Raw genomic sequence first — 17,591 nt, forward strand, 5'->3', positions numbered from 1 at the left:
GAAAATTAATCATATCATAAAAAAACCCATCTTTTCAGATGGGTTTTTTATTGCAATAGTATTAAATAATGAATGAATCAAAAATCAGAACAATTTATTATACTCCAAAATATATGTTATTATTGTTGAAATCCACTTCAATTGAAGTAAAGTTTTTTAGAAATGATGTACCCAGTAATCCGCCGTTTTTATCCAGTCCGTAAGAAGAAAGTATAGATCCGCTTACAAATTTAAATTCTGTATTTTTTATAATTCTATTGTTTAATAAAAATTCATTAAGCTTTGCTGTACCGGTTTTTACCGGATTCCCGTCAGCACCATAAACAGAGATATCTTCCCGGGTTTCAATATTATTTTCTCCGGCAAAGCTTTCAGATAAAAAATTAAAGGGTGAGCCTGTATCCAGTATAAAATTAATATCATTGTTGTTGTATTTTCCTTTCAGAAAAATATGACCATGAGATAAACTGAATGGAACAGGATCTCCTTTGAGGCTATTTTTACCTGATCTTAAAACGCATTTACTGCTTTTATTTTCATCCGGAATTTCAAGCAAAAGGTTATCAGCAAGAGATAGTATATCAAGTCCTAATATTGCTTCGATTTTTTTTCCTTCAAAATTCTTAATTTTGCTTAGTACGTAAAAGGTTTTTTCTGCCAGGTGAATATTTCCTAAGGAAATATTCTGAAGATCGCATGCTTTAAGATTGTTTACTTTTCCTCCGAAACCGCTTACCGGCAGCTCAATACTCCTGCTTCCATCTGCTGATACTTCACTTGCATATATATCATATAACTTTGTACCTTCTGATACGGCTTCACCTATAATAAATGAATTCGCCGCACCGAGATCGACAATTGCATCAACATCCTTACCGTTTAAATTAAGACGGGTGAAATAATAACCGCCATAGTATTCAATACCAAATTCACCCTCAATTTTACCTTCACTTTTGGTCGCAGTAATTTCTGTGGTAATAGAATAATCACCTTCGCTCATGGGTATTTGTCCCTTAAACATATCAATAACCGGAGAGTCATTATCTTCAGTAATTTTATCATAACCCTGAATGTTATACACTTTCTTTTGGCTTACGCCTGTTATATTCACTTTAATATCATATTTAATCAGTTCTGAGGAGGTTTTTGAAACAAGCTCTTTTTGAGTGCCATCTGGCTTTTGCACTGAAATTACAAGTGTACCTGCTTTATTTCGTGCTATCATAACGGATTTATCTGATGCTTTGGCAAAATCCCCTGAGATCCCTTCAGAAACAGGTATTACCAGCGAAATGTTTTCTGAGCCGCCGCCACGCTGGAAAACCTGTACTTCGTTTTCAGCCAGATCAATTTTTTCTAATGAAAGGGTATTGTTGACAGATTTGATAAGGAACACAGAAACTGTTTGAGAAAAGCAATCAAATGAAGCAAACAAGAATATTATTATTGCCAGAATTATTTTCATATTATCAGTTATAAAAATGCCCGCTATCTAAAATCAATACCGGGCGTTATTATTAAAATTATTTATTTTACTTCTTTAACATCTTTATTTATTTTAACCTGTACTTTCCCGTCTTTTCTTTCAATTATAATATCACTATCCTTTATATTCTCATTACCGAAATCTTTTTTCACCATTTCCCTGATCTGTTCATCGGTTTTGCCTTCAAACTGTTTAGGATCAGCTTTTTTGGTAAAGAGCTTTATTTTTTCACGTCCGTTGTTATCTTCAATATTCATTTCAAAGCTTTTGGGTTCATTGTTTACATCAATTTTTCCATCCTGCTCCATCCTGATCTCGCGTCTTCCGTCAGGTCCGGTTTTGAACTGGAATTTCATGTCAACTCCCTGTTCTTTGAGCTTTGATTCAATTTCAGTTTTAAGCTCGTCGTCACTCATACCTGTGGCATCAATATTTATACTGAAAAAATCATGCAGAGCGGCTGAATACAAAGGACGCTTCACATCATAATCCATAGGAGTAATTTTAATTGTTGATATATCGCCGATTGTTTCAAGCTCTTTGGAATATGCCCGTACCTGCTCTTCGGTCGCATTGGGCAATACTATTCTGTAAACAATTTGATCAACACCATTATTTACATTTTCATTGGAAGTTACCTGTGCAGATTTAATCCATGGTAAGTTCTGCATTTTGGAGGCGAAATCATTATCGCTTTTATTTACGGCCAGTGTTATCATTTGACCTGCAGTTTCTGTCTGGGTGACAGGCATATTACAGGCTCCGATTAAAACAACAAAAGCAATAATTGTATAAACAAGTCTTAGTTTGGTTCCGAAAAAGAAATTTTTCATTTTATGGAGCAGCCTTTCATTTGAATTAGTTAGATTATAATTGTTTTGCAGATTTACAGATGCTTTGTATATCCAGCTTTCAACCTCAGGAAAAGTTGAATCATAGTTTTCCTGTTTTAACTGATTAAAATGATGCTCCAGTGATTTGTCTTTATTTTCTTTCAATTTACCGTTCTGTTCTGATCTCTGTGATGAGTTTGAGTGTTTCATTTTCAAGATCTCCGTTTAGCTCCCAGAGAGAATCTTCATTCCGGGATAAAAAATTTTCTTCTTTTTCAATTAAATTTCTCAATTTAGTCCTTGCCCTGCTTAATCTTGATTTTACCGCAGAAATGCTTTTTTCTCCCTGAATTGCAGTAATTTCTTCGATTGAAAAGTTTCCAAGTTCATAAAGCAGTATTGCAGAACGTTCTTTTGCAGAAATTCCGGCAAGCGCGCTGTTGATTATCATCCTGTTTTCAGTTTGTTCAGCCCTGTTAAATACATCTGGAATTTTGTGAACATTTGAGGCTGCGCCATCAGAAGGCAGGAATTTTTTCCAGAAGTGTCTTCTGATGGAAGAATAAAAAGTTGTTGTTATTATTTTAAAGAACCATGAACGAAATTTAGAATGATCTTTCAGACTGCCAAAGTTTTCAAGTGCCAGCAAAAATGACTGCTGCAATACGTCTTCCGCATCATCGGCTGACCATGTGGAACAGAGGGCTCTTGAATACTTCAGAGCATCATTGTAATGCGGCTGTAAAAGCCTGCTGAATTTAGCTGAATCTACTTTCATTAATGAGTGTTAGTGTAAACCTGTTTACAGTAATATGATGCATTAACCGCATGAAAAGTCGCACGTAAATAATATTAGTTTAATTTATATAAAAATATGTTAATTTTGGGTTTAATATAATACATTTTTCAATGTCATTATGAGATAATGTAGTTTTTTGCAATCATTACAATATTCATTTTTATATTGTACTTCATACGCTGTTAAAAATGAAAAAAAGAATTAAGGAGATCAGGTTTAACCTGGTAGCCTGGCTGATAGCCGGTAATATGTTCGTAATATTCAGGTTTTTCGGGATGTATGATTTTGAACAATACTTTATCCTGAAAAAACCTGTTGAAATGGACCTTATGTTTTTTGAAGGCAATGTAGTTGCCGTAGTGAACGGCTTGCTGCTTTCATTCATTGATTTCCTGATGGATACACCAAAATTCAAGCGGAGATCATTCAGGTATATAATTACAGTGAAAAGCCTGGCATACATTGTTACAATGTTCATTTCAATAGTATCAATTTTTGTTCTGCACGGAATTATTATCAACAGGGATAATAACCTGATATATTCAATTAATTATACACTGCAGAGCCAATATACCGTAGCGCTGTTTTTATACGGTGCATTTATCAGCTTGCTGATAAATTTTCTGAAAGAGGTGAACAAAAAGTTCGGACCCGGCATTTTGGTAAAGCTTTTTTCTGGGAAGTATTATAATCCAAGGGTTGAAGACCGGATCTTTATGTTCATAGACCTTAAAGCTTCTACAACAATAGCTGAAAAGCTTGGACACCTTAAATACAGCCGTTTAATACAGGATTGCTTTTACGATGTTACAGATGTTGTGGCAAAATATAAAGCAGAAATTTACCTGTATGTAGGTGATGAAATTGTTCTGACATGGGAACTTGAAAAAGGGATAGAGAATGATAATTGTTTTAAATTCTTTTTTGAATTTAAAAATAAACTGGAATCACTTGGAAGCTATTATAAAGAAAAGTACGGGATAGTGCCCGTATTTAAAGCAGGTATGAACTGCGGTACTGTTACCGTTGCGGAAATAGGGGAGCTTAAAAAGGAAATAGCCTATCACGGCGATGTTTTAAATACTGCTTCGAGGATACAGGATAAATGCAATGAACACAATAAACCGCTGCTGATCTCAAATAATATGTACAAAAAAATGCCAAGAACGGGATATTGCAGATTTGATCTGATAGGTGAAATGCTGCTGAAAGGCAAGCTGAATCCGGTTGGAATATACAGTGTGGAAAGAATAAAATAATGAATTATACACTGCGGAAAGCAGTTGAAAACGATAATGAACTTTCATTTGAAATAAGAAAGAACGCATTAGGAAAGTACGTTGAGGAAACCTGGGGATGGGATGAAGAATTTCAGAGGAAATACCATGAAGAAGATTTTGATACGGATATTCTGAGTATTATTGAAGTTGACGGAGAACCAGCAGGTACGCTGGAGGTCTATAGCGATGAACACTCCATGATAATCAGCGGAATTTATATAATAGATAAATACCAAAACAAGGGAATCGGAACAAAAATATTATTAAATTTGCATAAACAGGCCTCAGCAGAAAACAAAGCGATAAGGCTGCAGGTACTTAAGGTAAATGAAAGAGCTAAAAAGCTTTATCTTGCATTGGGCTATGAAATATACAATGCTACAGAAACTCATTTTCAAATGGTAAATTACAACCCGGTAAAATGATAACATGTAAAAATTGCGGTAACAGTTTTGAGGGCCGTTTCTGCAATGATTGCGGGCAAAAAGCTGATATTCACCGCTTTACCTTAAGACATGCAATGCATGATTTTTTTCATTCTTTCACACATATTGATAAGGGAATTTTATTTCTTATAAAAGAGCTTTTTACCCGCCCCGGGTATGCTGCAAAAGACTACATTGAAGGCAGACGGAAAAAATATTTTAACCCTTTCCAGTATTTATTCCTGGCAGTTGCGGCAGCAACTTTTTTAAGCGTAAACTATCAACTAATGGGACCAAAAGCCGATATAAATACAGTTGGCTCAGGGATAAATTCTTTTGGTTTGCAGTACAATGCCTTTATCTATAAATATTTCAATGTAATACAGCTTGTCAGCGTACCTGTGATAGCATTTTTTTCGTGGCTGTTCTTCAGAAAGTCCGGGTATAATTACGCTGAAAATCTTGTGTTCAATACTTTTCTTGGGGCTCAAAGAACGCTGATGTATATTATGATCAGTCCCTTTTTATTTATTTTTAACAGGTATTGGTATATTCCCATTTCTATTTATTATATAGCCTGGCTTGTTTATTACGGCTGGGCATTTGTACAGTTCTTTAACGAAAGCAGGGGCAGAGTAATATTGAAATATATTGTTTCTATACTGCTTTTTATTCCTGCCGCGCAGCTCATTTCACTTGCAATTTTTTATTTATTCTTTTATCATAAATAGCTATTTTTGTAACAGCCCCCGAAAGTTAACCATCTTTTAAATGAAAAAACCGATAGTTTTTATCTTCACTCTTGGAGCCGGATTATTTACGGGCTTACTTATTATTGTAATACTTTTCCAGCTTCTGGGTTATACACTGAGTGACAGGGTTATAATGGAGTCATCACAGGGCGATTATGTTAAATACAGTTCCTACGACCCGTATAAGCTTTCAATCATAAAACAAAGCCAGCCGCTAAGCTCGGCTTATATAGTTATGATAAGCCGGAAGGATGATAACAGTTACGGTCACGTGATAAACTATCTTGACCCCTCGCCGTTAAGCGATGAAGATATTAAAAAGACCAGGGTAATATGGAGTGCTGAAGGAATTGAAATGACCTTCCCGATGGGTCATAAGCTTTATATACCCAAGGAAAGGTTTATTGGCGGCAGGTGATCAGTCCTTAACCTTAATTTCGCCAAGCTCTCCTTCACTTCTTGCAAGCACAACGCTTGCCATTGTATCACCAATTACATTTACAGTTGAACGGCACATATTGATGATACGGTCAACACCAACAATAAGCGCAATACCTTCAACAGGAAGGCCTACCGCATTTAATACTACTACTAGCATAATGAGCCCCGCGCCCGCAACGGGCGCTGTTGCCGCGCCGGTTATGACGCAGGTTATAAAAATTGTGAACTGCTGCGCCAAGCTGAGCTCAAACCCGTAAACCTGCGCTATGAATATAGCGGCAACTGCCTGGTAAAGAGCAGTTCCATCTTTGTTTATTGTGGTACCAATTGGCAGAACAAATGCCGCAATTTTATTGGGCACTCCAAGCTTATTTTCTGTGACATCAATTGTAACAGGCAGTGTTGCTGAGCTTGAGCTTGTTGTAAATGCTACCGCCATCACCTGCTTTTGAGCCAGGAAATATTTTACAGGTGAAACTTTACCAAGGAATTTTACCAGCGCAGGATACAATACAAATCCGACAAGTACCAAAGCTATAATACATGTAAGGGCATACCAGAATAGTGTGCCAAGGATACTGAAGCCAAATTCCGCCACGGTAGCTGATATTAGGGCAAACACTGCAAGCGGAGCCATAAGTATTACCTTTTCTACCAGCTTTATCATAGCCTCTGATACCCCTTCAAAAAAAGCTATAACAGGCTTTGAGCGTTCTTTAGGAATATAACATAATACCAATCCGGTTAATATTGCATAAAATACTATCTGCAGAAAGTCGCCTTCTGCCAGGCCCTTGAACGGGTTTTTAGGCACAATGTTGACAAGGAAATCAACCAGGTCCATTTTATATTCCTGCAGCAGCGGAGCCTTTACTTCATCTTTATATGCTTCAACAAGCCTTAACTTTGCTTCGGGGGTCATATGCAATCCCGGGCGGATAACAACGGTAAGCACCTGCGCCAGTGCAACCGAAATTACTGAAGTGAACAGGAACAAAGCCATCAGCTTGCCGCCAAGCTTAGCAAGATGCTTAACATCATGCAGCGAAGCTGCGCCGACAATTAGTGATGCAAGTACAAGCGGAACAGCGATCATATTCAACAGCCTGATGAATATTTCGCCAACAGGCTTAATATCAGCGCCGATAGAGCTTGTCTTTTGTATAGAGCTGATATTTTCGTAAGTGTGAATTTCAACCGACGCGGGGTAAACTACATTTATTTTTACACCTTCGGTTTTTTTATCTTTCTTTAAGGATTCAAAATACCTTATAATACCATTTTGTGAGCTTTCATTAAAAACAGCTACTGCAGAATCACCTTTTACGAATGAGAACTGCTGCCAGCTTTCTATTTTTATTTCATTTCCAGCTGAAAAAATAATAAGGCTGTTGTGGTTCACACTGAAAATCGCTCCGAAGATAATTCCGAGTAAAAAGCCGATTAAGATCTGTATGTGAAGTTTTACCTTCAAGCCGATGCTGTCTTAATTAACTTCGCCCTTATCTGCTGCAGTATGAACAATACCGCTCCGCTGATAAGCGCAATTGCGGCAGTAATGCCTAAATAGCGGTGTTCGAGGAAGGATATTTCATAGAAAGTTTTTATCCAGCCTATAAGTATGAACTGCGATTGCGTTAAACTCAGAAATGAATACAGCGTAACAAGCCCGATAGCATATAAGACGTACAGCTTCATGTTCTTTTCATTTTTGTGCGCTACAACACAGAGGAAGTTGACAGATGTTATAAAGATCATAACTGAAAGCATGACCATCTGTATATCTTCAGGGGTGAACCCGGCAAATTTTTCTGTGTAATACTGCCCTATATAAGAAGCCCCAACGAGTATTGCTGCTGATATAAGCACAAAGCTGAACAGGTCTTTCGAAAAATTCGTAAGCTTGCTTACGTTAGAATTCCTTAAAGCAATAATGAAAGAGGGGAGACCGATAGAAAAAATATTTATCAATGATACCCTGCGGGGAGTTAAGGGGAATTCAAAAGCGAAGAACATTGAAAGTATAGTGAAGTATATCACCATAAAATTCTTGGTAAGGAAAAGCTTAGCAACAGAGCTTACTGTGTTAACAATTTTATTCCCTTCATCAAAAATGTTAGGTAAGAGCGCGAACTTGTTTTTCAGCAGAACAATATCAGCCACCTCTTTGGTTATCTGGCTTCCTTCTTCCATGGCAATGCCCATGTCTGATTCTTTTATTGCAGGCAGATCGTTCACACCATCGCCTATCATAGCAGTGTAGATCTTTTCTTTGCGGAGCGTTTTTATAATGCGCAGCTTGTGTTCAGGCTTAAGGCGGGCGAAAATTTTCTTTTCCATTATGACCTTGAATATTTCACTATCGCTTACCTTTTCAATATCGCTGCCTGATATAAGCTCGTTATCTTTTATATCCCAGCCAATTTCTTTTGCAACTGCCTGTATTGCATAAGCATTATCACCTGAGAGAATCTTTATTTCAATATTATTTTTATGGAAGAGGTTTATGGCTTCCATAACGTCACCCCGCACCTGGTCTGTAATTGAAACTATACATACAGGCTCAATTTTAATCTGCGATAAATCCTCTTCGAGCTCTTTAAGGCTTCGCCCTGAAGTTTCTATTCCAAACAGCAAATTGCGGTATATCTTTAAGCCGTCTTTTTCAAAAATTTCTTCAGCTTTTTGTTTTTCTTGAGATCTTTCATTTAAAATATCATACCCGCCAAACACAATTGTTAATTGCTCATTTTTGAGACTCGACTGTGTCGAGTCGAAATCAGGCTTAGACGGACTAATTGTTAATTGTAAAAGGCTCATCTTATTTTCAGAGCTGAAGGGTATTTCATCAGTAACTGCTGCGTTGATATCAGCAGGATATATTTCAAGGGTCTTTAATGTCGCATTTTTATCAGAAGAGAGCTTTGCGTAAGTACCCAGTAATTCCTCAATTTGTTCTTTGGTAAATTTTGATGTTAATGGGGTTATCCTGTTTACTGCGAGCTTATTTTGGGTAAGAGTGCCGGTTTTATCAGTACATACTATTTTAACATTGGCGAATGATTCAATAGCGTTAAGCTTTTGAATTATAGCGCCTATTTTGCTGATGCGGTAGATACCCAGAGCAAAAGTAACTGAGGCCATTAGAACGAGTCCCTGGGGAATGAGTGAAAGCATTACGGTTGAAATACGGCGAACGAAATCAAGATCAGAAAAGCCATTGGGGTTACGAATAATTTCAAGTATTACCAGAAAAATAGCAGTTGAAAACAGAACTTTAACGATGAAATTCAGCTTAACCTGCAGCGGTGATAAGTTCAGCTTGAATTTTTTCGCGGTTTTTGTAATTTCATTGGCGTAGCTGTTATCGCCGACCTTTTCAGCCTTATAAAATCCGTTACCTGAAAGGCAAAAGCTGCCTGAGAGGACCTGGTCGCCGTTTTTCTTATTTATAGGAAGTGATTCACCGGTTAATAGTGATTCATCAATTTCAAGCTTGTTTGATTCTTCAACTACACCATCAACTACCACCTGGTCACCGCGTTCCAGCACAATAATATCATCAACTACAACATCAGTCTGGTCGATAACTGCCTCTTTACCATCCCGAATAACTTTTACTTCCTTTTTTAAAAGCAGGCTGACCTTATCAAGCGCTTTTTTAGCGCGGATTTCCTGGTAAACTGCAATAAATGTATTGAGTGAAATTACAAATGTAGTGCCTATGGTATCATAAAGCAGCCTTTCATCACCGGAAGTGATGAAGAAATAAAGTAAAAATAGAATAACAGATGTAATAACCAGATTAAATACAGAGAATACATTTTCCAGGATGATTTCCCGGATCTTTTTAGTCTTAGTAACAGTAGAGCGATTGATTCGTCCACTATTTATTCTTTCCAGTACTTCGTTGTTTGTTAAACCTTTTAATTGCATTAAACTTCAGTTAATTGAATTGCGGCTAAAGCCGGGTTTATTTTATAATTGTTACCCACGACCTGAAGGTCGTGGCAACTCATCCTTCGACAAGCTCAGGATGAGGTTTGGATGATAGTTTGATATTTAGATTTTGGCATTTGGAATTATGCTTCCTACATCACTCCATCATACTCGGCATCGGGTTTGATCTCGCCGAGCTCGCCTTCGCTGGATGCGATCACTACGCATGCAAGTGAATCTGCAATAACATTCGGCACGGTGCGGCACATATCAAGCAGGCGGTCAACACCTATGATCAGCGCAATACCTTCTTCAGGCACGCCGACTGATTTCAGTACTATGATAAGCATTAGCAATCCAACCCCCGGTACGGGCGCTGTACCTACAGCGGCAAGAGCAGCAGTAAGCACAATTGTTAACTGCTGAGTAAGATTAAGCTCGAAACCAAAAACCTGCGCTATAAAAACCGCTGCGACTGCCTGGTAAAGGGCGGTGCCATCCATATTTACTGTTGTGCCTAATGGGAGAACAAAACTTGCAATTTTATTTGGAACACCGAGACGCTTTTCGCAAACATCCATGGTAACAGGCAGCGTAGCTGCAGAGGAGCTGGTTGAAAAAGCCACGGCTATTACCTGCCGCTGAGCACGCATGAAGTCCTTAAAACGGATCTTAGTAAAAATTTTAAGCAGTAATGGATATTCAATAAACGTTAAAATTGCGAGTCCGAGTACAACTGTAAGAGAATACCACATCAGGGTCTTTAAAATGGAAAAGCCAAATTCCGCCACAGTAGCAGCAATTAAAGTAAACACCGCATACGGGGCAATAATCATAATTTTTTCAACAAGTACAATCATAGCATCGCTTAACCCGTTGAAGAAGCTTATGACCGGTGCAGATTTATCTTTTGGTATCTGCATCAGGAAAATTCCGGTTAGGATAGCAAAGAATACTATCTGCAGGAAGTCACCATCGGCAATAGCTTTAAACGGATTTTTAGGAACAATATTTACAAGAAACTCAACGATGTTCATTGAAACATTCTGTTCAATTTTACTTTTCGCGTCATCCTGGTAAACATCAAGCAGCCGGTCTTTTGAGCTTTGGTCCATAATATGGCCGGGCTGAATGAAATTCACGCAAAGCAAACCAATGGTAATAGCCATAACAGCTGTAAGGGCGTAGAACCCGATAGTTTTTCCGCCGATCTTCGCAACATGCTTCAGATCTGTAAGCGAAGCAGCACCAACTATCAACGAAGCAAGCACAAGCGGCACAGCTATCATATTAAGCAGCCTTACGAAAATATCACCAACGGGCTTGAACCATACACCAATAGTTTTTACCTTTTCAACTGATGTAATGCTTTCATAAATTTTTTCTGAGCCATCTGAAAGCTTAACTTTCAGCTTAACATCTTTTTTATCTTTAAGATTTTTGTAATATTTGATAATTGAAAGCTGATCACCGCCGTAAAATGTTTTAAGTAGTGAATCTTTTTTCAGGTAACTGAATTCCTGCCAATTTTCAACCTGTTCGGAGTGGTCTTTGTAGTTAAGCTCAACTTTATTGGGATTTATGGCAAAAATGGCTCCGAAGACAGCACCGAGAATAAGCCCAATTACTATTTTTGTATGAAGCTGTAATTTTGGCAAGAAATACTCCTTTTTAAACTAAGTTAATCATGCAATTTATGAATAAAGTTTTTAATAATCATTAATTTTATTAATTCCTTTTAAACCCTGAAATTTACTTCATTAAACACGGCCGGTAAAGGTAATTGGATCATTCTTGTTTTCTCACTTACAATCGATTTTTTTTATTTGAGGGTTTTGAATCAGTTTTCTGCGAAAACAGCCTGTTATTGAAAGTGAGAACTCTCTCATAATGAATATATTCATGTTGATACAGTCTCATGATGAATTTTTCATAATGAGAATGGATTGAAAATCCATTGATTTAACCGGGGGTGAAAATTCTCATGGTGATTATTCATAATGAGAACTCACGAAAAAATAGAACTTTTCATGTTAAAGGAAATTTGGAATATTTTATATATGCGTTATGCATATATAAGTAAATATAATATATGTTAATGGCAGTGTCAAGGGAAAAAAAGATGAAATGTAAAAAAAATAGAATTACCCCGGTGTTGGTGGCGGATCCTGATGACTCATTTTTTGTAGCGCAGAGTCCTCCTTTGGAGAGACTCTGCGCATACTAAAGGTATCAATAATCAAGTTGTCTTTTGAGGATGCACAGCGACGCAAGGGAGGGGAATATTATGACGTAAATCATTGCATTGACTGATTTGATGTATTATTTTGAGCTAGATATTCAACAATCCTGCGGAAAAATTTAGAACATAGTTTATGAACAAAAATCCTCAATATTACCTGAAATCCAGCCCAACACTGAAAATTATAGCTTTTTTAGTTTTTAGTTTTATTTTTTGCCAAAGTTTAAGCAGCCAGTTGTATTGGCAGAAGACGTACGAGAGTTTTATTGGCGGAGATGAAGAAGGATACGACGGCTGCGCAGCAGACGGTTCTAACTTTTATATTGTAGGCTATACCGGAATACTGGATTACTATATGTACGTTTTGAAAATGAATCAGCTAGGTGATACGTTATGGACCAGGACATATATAGGAGGAATAGCAAAAGCAGTTGCACCTAGTAATGACGGCGGTTGTGTCTTTACCGGGCAGAGGAATTCCTGTTTTTCAATGAAGCTTGATTTGAACGGCAATGTAGTATGGGATAAATCATATCCAAACGGCGCTGAAACGAGAGATATTACGCAAACCGGCGATAGCGGATATGTGATGTGCGGAGGCTCTTTTTCTGGTTATATATGCAAATTGGATACTCTTGGAAATTTACTATGGGAAAAGTATTATGATGATACTCCGCAAAATTTTTATAAAATAGAACCTTCTATTGGCGGCGGATATATAGTCTGTGGAGATAAATTTATAAATGGTACTTGGAAAGCATATTTAATGAAGTTAGATGGGGCTGGTAATATTATTTGGGAATCATCTTATCAATATAGGTTCGTTTCATCTTTTGTAAGTACAAATTTTGGTTTTATTATCCTCGGAGGCTATTATTCAAATAGTTATTATAGAATAGTGATTATTAAAACAGATATAAACGGTAATGCACTTTTAACGGATACAATAAGTAAAAATAATAATAGTGATTTTAGTCCGAATATTATCAGATTAGAGTCTAATAAATATATTGTTTCCTATCGGTCAAGTTTAAATAATGAAAACCGACATGTTGGTAAAGTATGTCAGTTTGATACTAACTTAAACAAAATTAGAGAAATAAACCTTTTTTCAGATCTTAATTCCGTTTATTTACAAAACATGATAAAAGCTCCTGATTCTAACCTTGACGATATAATTTGTTTTGGTGGTGCAGAACCAAACAATCCGCATGATGTTGATTTGTATGCAATTAGAATTGATAGTGCATTATCCCAACCGCCTCCTATTTCAGTTAATATTATTTCGAATCAAGTACCTGAAAAAAACGAGTTAATCCAAAATTACCCAAATCCGTTTAATGGTACAACGATAATTAAATTTAAAGTTAACAAAAGTAACTTTGTGCAAATAAAAGTCTATGATGTACTTGGCAGAGAGGTTGAAAATTTAGTTACTGAAGTACTATCATCAGGAACTTATTCTAAAACATTTGTCCCGAAAAATCTTGCCAGCGGAATATATTTCTATCAGTTAAATATCGCAGGAAAAATTATTGCAACTCAAAAAATGATTTACAATAAATAATTACACCCTTGGTTGGTGTTCCCAACAGGAGGATTCAGTCGATTCATTATTTAGCATGCAGAGTCCTCCTTCGGAGAGACTCCGCGAATACTAAAGAGATTGAAAAAAATGACCTCACCCCCAGCCCCTCTCCTAAAAGGAGAGGGGAGCAAAGTGTGGTAACATGAGGTTAGTTGTGTAGTTTTAGCATGAAACCCCCTCCAGCTCCCCCTACTAGGGGGAGAGTGAGAGGATAGCTTTAACTCAACCAATAATCTGAGTTACCTTCCCAAAGGCCAGATGAAATTGACCTGGGGAGTGAATCTTTTCTGTGCAACATAACCAATAACATTGTTATTCGCATCACGTTCAGCGGCAAAGGTCTGCTGGTATGAAAGTGAAAGAATTATCATATCACTAAGCACATAACTTGCCTGCCCGAAAAAGACCGCATTTTCGTTGAATGTGAATAGTTCGCCTGTATCCTGAATCCTGCGTTTGTAATACCCTGCGTAAATTGAGAACCTGTCATCAATATTCGGGAACGAAGCCACCAGGTACAGCTCACCACCAAGATCACCGCGGTCAATTTTCTGGTAAGTTGCGTAAGCAACGAATGTTTTCATGAACATGCCGTAGAGTGAAAAAAACACACTGCCTTTTAATTCCTGCACAGTATCAAGCTGCGAAGCCTTGCTGATAAGCTGCGGGGGAGTTAAGTTGTTCTCATTTGTGATAAGCTGGTATCGGTCATTTTCATAAAGACCGTTAAAATATGTAGGAAGGTACTTGCCCTGCTGGTATCTGCGCTGGAAAGTAAGCGAGAAATAGTTTTTGTTATCTTCTGTTCTTGCAACCAGGTCAAGCCCCGCCGAAGCGTCGCTACCGAATTTTACAATTTTTGAGTATTCCCCGTAAATGTAAGTAGAAAAAGTTTTTTGTCCGAAAAGAACCATCTCGCCGTACAGGTTCACAAGTGACATTGCACCCATATCTTCAACTCCGCGCTGATAGTAACGGGTAATACCGCCGGTAGTATCAGTATCATAAAATACCTTTGTTATTCCCGCGTTTTTGTTGAAGTCACTTGCAACATTGACGCCAATGTTAAAATCTTTTAGTACCGGCAGGTCAAGCTTTCCTTTTCTGCCGCCAAAAACTTTTAAAGGGGAGCCTTCAAACCCCAGACCGAAAATACCGCCGGAAGTAATATCACTTAAAAATAATTTCGCCGAAGCGGCGTTATCATTCAGATATCCGCTCACATTGTAGGCAATATCGAGTGAAATACCGTTACGGCGGTTTTCATAACTTGGTGAGTTGTTGTATCCGTACATTATGGAGCCCTTGCCTAATGTTGCGTTATTTATCTGGCTGAACCCGCCGTTGAATACTAGAGAAAATGACTTTGTGTTAAACAGATATGCGTAACTTGAATTAAGGGTGCTTAGGATCTGTGTAAATGATTCATAATCCTGTGAGCGGAAAGCTATCTTGCTTGTGCGGTATCTCAATGGAGCGTCTATGCCGATATCAAAAGCCCAGGTTTTGCCTCCTATACTATAGCCCGGCTTGAGATCAAGCAGGTAATAATTGGTGGTATCAACTTTTGAAAGCCCGACTCCTGTTTCAAGTCTGAATGGATTTTTATTTGTTCGTGATTCACTGACAATATCATAAAGCCTGTTTGATGCGAAATCACTTTGGCTTAAATGTGAGAGCATATAAGGCGCAGTTCTGGGATTATCCAGAATATTTGACTTAATTTTCAGCCCGTTTTTCTTTTTCTCAGCAAGCTTTAAAAGCCATTTCGTTTTTTTATCAACAGAGAAGGAATCTTTTGAAATCAGAAAGCAGCAAATTACAGTAAAGAAGAAGAAAGCTTTCTTCATGTGTACTCTCCTATAGAATTTTATTATTTTTGGTTTAAATTAATGAAAAATTGAATTTCAAAGATAAAAAACTGCTTTTTTTAATCAAAAGAGGATTTTTTTAAATAGTGAGTGAAAATTACCAGGAAATGTGCTATAATTTAACTATAATGAATAAAATTTTAAAATTTGTGAATATTTCAGTGAGTATAAATTAAATATAATTCAGACAAAGTTTATTTCCAGCAATTTTCTAAAAAGCAGCAGATAACAATAATGCATAATCACTCAATTGAATGGATTTTTTTAAAATTTAATCATTGATTCATTTTTAGTGTTGGTTATAACATGAAATGTTTGGATGTATAAACTAAAAATCAATTACAGATTTTGATTGTGCAGTTTAAAGAACTTAAACACTAAATTTGATGAAAGCCGTATTAAACTGCTAAAAAATATGACTTATATCATTTGTTTATTTATGCGGTTTTGTTAATTTTGATGGATAATTTTTTTGAAAATAATCGGATAACAACAATAGTGGCTATAATAGGAATTCTCAAAGAGCCGGAAGGCGAAAACAGAGTCGTAGCGCTTCCGGAAATAGCAGCACAGTTGGTAAAGATGAATTTTCAGGTCCTTGTAGAAAGCGGAGCAGGCAGCAAAGCTTTTGCAAGTGATGAAGACTACAAAGCGCAGGGCGCTGAAATTGGCGATAAAGCCAAGGTGCTTTCTTCATCGGATATCATCCTCAGAATAAATTCACTTACAAAAGATGAGATCACAAAACTGAAAACAGGCTCGGTTGCATTCGCAATGTTCCAGCCGTTCTTTAACCCCGAAACAGTTAAGCTGCTTTTGGATCAAAAGGTATCAGGCTTCAGCCTTGAGACCATTCCAAGAACAACACGCGCCCAGTCAATGGATGTACTTTCCTCGCAGGCAACTGTAGCAGGTTACAAAGCTGTATTGCTTGCAGCATCAAATCTTCCCAAATTCTTCCCGATGTTCATGACAGCAGCAGGAAGCATTACACCTGCCAAAGTACTGATACTCGGCGCAGGTGTTGCCGGTCTTCAGGCAATAGCGACTGCAAGGAAACTTGGTTCAGTAGTGGAAGCGTTTGATACACGCAGCGCGGTTAAAGAAGAGGTAAATTCACTTGGCGCTAAATTTGTTGAAGTTGAAGGCGCTAAAGATGATAAGGCTGCCGGCGGTTATGCTGTTGAGCAGACCGAAGAATTCAAAGCCAAACAGAGACAGGTGATACATGACCATGCTGTTAAATCTGATGTGATAATTACAACAGCGCAGATACCGGGAAGAAAAGCCCCTGTGCTTATCACAAAAGAAACAGTTGCAGCCATGAAAAAAGGCTCAGTTATAATTGATCTTGCTGCATCTACAGGCGGTAACTGCGAGCTCAGCAAAAATGAAGAGACAGTTGATGCTGACGGAGTAAAAATAATCGGTTCTTCATTTTTACCCTCAACAGTTCCGTTTGATGCAAGTAAAATGTTCGGTAAGAATGTGCTTACATTCTTAAAGCTCATTTTAAAGGACGGGCAGATCAACCTGAACTTTGAAGATGACCTTGTAAAGGGAACGTGTATTACACATAACGGTGAAATAGTTAACGAGAAATTAAAAGAGGTGGTTAAATAATGGAACAGGTATTAGCTTTTATCAGTGAGAATATCAGGTTTATTTACCTGCTTATCCTCATGGTTTTCCTTGGGATCGAGGTAATTTCACATGTTCCTTCGGTTCTGCATACACCGCTTATGTCAGGTGCAAATGCTATTCACGGTGTAGTGATAGTAGGCGCAATCCTGGTTATGGGCAGGGCGGAGCCGGATAATTACCTGGCAATTATCCTCGGATTCTTTTCAGTAATATTAGGTACATTAAATGTAGTAGGCGGATTTGTTGTTACAGACCGCATGCTTGAAATGTTTAAGAAGAAGAAGAAATGAC

General features: G+C 37.5%; 14 protein-coding genes. 7 read left to right on the forward strand and 7 right to left on the reverse strand.

The genetic code is table 11. From position 1 onward, the window contains the following. Positions 1-97 precede the first annotated feature (97 nt). From J0M37_07135 to J0M37_07145, 3 genes are all read right to left on the reverse strand, one after another. Entirely contained in the window at positions 98-1,465 is a 1,368-nt protein-coding gene (locus J0M37_07135) for an aspartyl protease family protein (protein MBN8584855.1), read from the reverse strand. A gap of 62 nt (positions 1,466-1,527) precedes the next feature. Continuing rightward, positions 1,528-2,529 (reverse strand): hypothetical protein, encoded by a 1,002-nt coding sequence (locus J0M37_07140; GenBank protein MBN8584856.1) that lies wholly within the window; start codon positions 2,527-2,529, stop codon positions 1,528-1,530. Then, positions 2,486-3,097: an RNA polymerase sigma factor gene (locus tag J0M37_07145; GenBank protein MBN8584857.1), complete on the reverse strand. Its 612-nt coding sequence runs from the start codon at positions 3,095-3,097 to the stop codon at positions 2,486-2,488. The genes J0M37_07140 and J0M37_07145 overlap by 44 nt, the downstream gene beginning before the upstream one ends. A 209-nt stretch (positions 3,098-3,306) precedes the next feature. Between J0M37_07145 and J0M37_07150 the strand changes: the two genes are divergently transcribed. From J0M37_07150 to J0M37_07165, 4 genes are read left to right on the forward strand one after another with little or no spacing between them, the layout of a single operon-like run. Further along, entirely contained in the window at positions 3,307-4,377 is a 1,071-nt protein-coding gene (locus J0M37_07150; protein ID MBN8584858.1) for an adenylate/guanylate cyclase domain-containing protein, read from the forward strand. Further along, positions 4,377-4,823 carry a GNAT family N-acetyltransferase gene (locus J0M37_07155; protein ID MBN8584859.1) on the forward strand — a complete coding sequence of 149 codons (447 nt, stop codon included), beginning with the start codon at positions 4,377-4,379 and terminating at the stop codon, positions 4,821-4,823. Before J0M37_07150 ends, J0M37_07155 begins: the two co-directional genes overlap by 1 nt. Beyond that, on the forward strand, positions 4,820-5,554 hold the full coding sequence (locus J0M37_07160) for a DUF3667 domain-containing protein (GenBank protein ID MBN8584860.1): 735 nt from the start codon (positions 4,820-4,822) through the stop codon (positions 5,552-5,554). Before J0M37_07155 ends, J0M37_07160 begins: the two co-directional genes overlap by 4 nt. Before the next feature lie 40 nt (positions 5,555-5,594). Beyond that, a complete protein-coding gene (locus tag J0M37_07165; protein MBN8584861.1) occupies positions 5,595-5,993 on the forward strand; it encodes a hypothetical protein in 399 nt (132 codons plus the stop codon). On the opposite strand, the gene J0M37_07170 is transcribed toward J0M37_07165, so the two are convergent. The 3 genes from J0M37_07170 to J0M37_07180 form a co-directional block, all read right to left on the reverse strand. Continuing rightward, a complete protein-coding gene (locus J0M37_07170; GenBank protein MBN8584862.1) occupies positions 5,994-7,490 on the reverse strand; it encodes a dicarboxylate/amino acid:cation symporter in 1,497 nt (498 codons plus the stop codon). It lies immediately after the preceding gene. Next, positions 7,487-9,952: an HAD-IC family P-type ATPase gene (locus J0M37_07175; protein MBN8584863.1), complete on the reverse strand. Its 2,466-nt coding sequence runs from the start codon at positions 9,950-9,952 to the stop codon at positions 7,487-7,489. Before J0M37_07175 ends, J0M37_07170 begins: the two co-directional genes overlap by 4 nt. Before the next feature lie 155 nt (positions 9,953-10,107). After that, positions 10,108-11,613: a dicarboxylate/amino acid:cation symporter gene (locus J0M37_07180; GenBank protein MBN8584864.1), complete on the reverse strand. Its 1,506-nt coding sequence runs from the start codon at positions 11,611-11,613 to the stop codon at positions 10,108-10,110. 717 nt (positions 11,614-12,330) lie between these two features. On the opposite strand from J0M37_07180, the gene J0M37_07185 reads away from it, so the two are divergent. Further along, positions 12,331-13,764 (forward strand): T9SS type A sorting domain-containing protein, encoded by a 1,434-nt coding sequence (locus tag J0M37_07185; GenBank protein ID MBN8584865.1) that lies wholly within the window; start codon positions 12,331-12,333, stop codon positions 13,762-13,764. A gap of 260 nt (positions 13,765-14,024) precedes the next feature. Here the strand turns inward: J0M37_07185 and J0M37_07190 are convergent, their stop codons facing one another. Then, complete coding sequence (locus J0M37_07190; protein MBN8584866.1) at positions 14,025-15,635, reverse strand: hypothetical protein; 1,611 nt, start codon at positions 15,633-15,635, stop codon at positions 14,025-14,027. A gap of 480 nt (positions 15,636-16,115) precedes the next feature. Here J0M37_07190 and J0M37_07195 point away from each other — a divergent pair, with 480 nt between their 5' ends. Both J0M37_07195 and J0M37_07200 read left to right on the forward strand, forming a co-directional pair. Further along, entirely contained in the window at positions 16,116-17,279 is a 1,164-nt protein-coding gene (locus tag J0M37_07195; protein MBN8584867.1) for a Re/Si-specific NAD(P)(+) transhydrogenase subunit alpha, read from the forward strand. Then, entirely contained in the window at positions 17,279-17,590 is a 312-nt protein-coding gene (locus J0M37_07200; GenBank protein ID MBN8584868.1) for an NAD(P) transhydrogenase subunit alpha, read from the forward strand. Before J0M37_07195 ends, J0M37_07200 begins: the two co-directional genes overlap by 1 nt. The last annotated feature ends 1 nt before the right edge of the window (position 17,591 follow it).

The organism is Ignavibacteria bacterium (genome assembly GCA_017303675.1).
Classification (GTDB): domain Bacteria; phylum Bacteroidota; class Ignavibacteria; order Tepidaquicellales; family OLB5; genus OLB5.

Bases quoted from the DNA above. Each gene is read 5' to 3' on its own strand.
- J0M37_07140 (MBN8584856.1), bottom strand. From the start codon at position 2,529: ATGAAACACTCAAACTCATCACAGAGATCAGAACAGAACGGTAAATTG.
- J0M37_07135 (MBN8584855.1), bottom strand. From the start codon at position 1,465: ATGAAAATAATTCTGGCAATAATAATATTCTTGTTTGCTTCATTTGAT.
- J0M37_07175 (MBN8584863.1), bottom strand. From the start codon at position 9,952: ATGCAATTAAAAGGTTTAACAAACAACGAAGTACTGGAAAGAATAAAT.
- J0M37_07200 (MBN8584868.1), top strand. From the start codon at position 17,279: ATGGAACAGGTATTAGCTTTTATCAGTGAGAATATCAGGTTTATTTAC.
- J0M37_07145 (MBN8584857.1), bottom strand. From the start codon at position 3,097: ATGAAAGTAGATTCAGCTAAATTCAGCAGGCTTTTACAGCCGCATTAC.
- J0M37_07165 (MBN8584861.1), top strand. From the start codon at position 5,595: ATGAAAAAACCGATAGTTTTTATCTTCACTCTTGGAGCCGGATTATTT.
- J0M37_07160 (MBN8584860.1), top strand. From the start codon at position 4,820: ATGATAACATGTAAAAATTGCGGTAACAGTTTTGAGGGCCGTTTCTGC.
- J0M37_07185 (MBN8584865.1), top strand. From the start codon at position 12,331: ATGAACAAAAATCCTCAATATTACCTGAAATCCAGCCCAACACTGAAA.
- J0M37_07155 (MBN8584859.1), top strand. From the start codon at position 4,377: ATGAATTATACACTGCGGAAAGCAGTTGAAAACGATAATGAACTTTCA.
- J0M37_07190 (MBN8584866.1), bottom strand. From the start codon at position 15,635: ATGAAGAAAGCTTTCTTCTTCTTTACTGTAATTTGCTGCTTTCTGATT.
- J0M37_07195 (MBN8584867.1), top strand. From the start codon at position 16,116: ATGGATAATTTTTTTGAAAATAATCGGATAACAACAATAGTGGCTATA.
- J0M37_07150 (MBN8584858.1), top strand. From the start codon at position 3,307: ATGAAAAAAAGAATTAAGGAGATCAGGTTTAACCTGGTAGCCTGGCTG.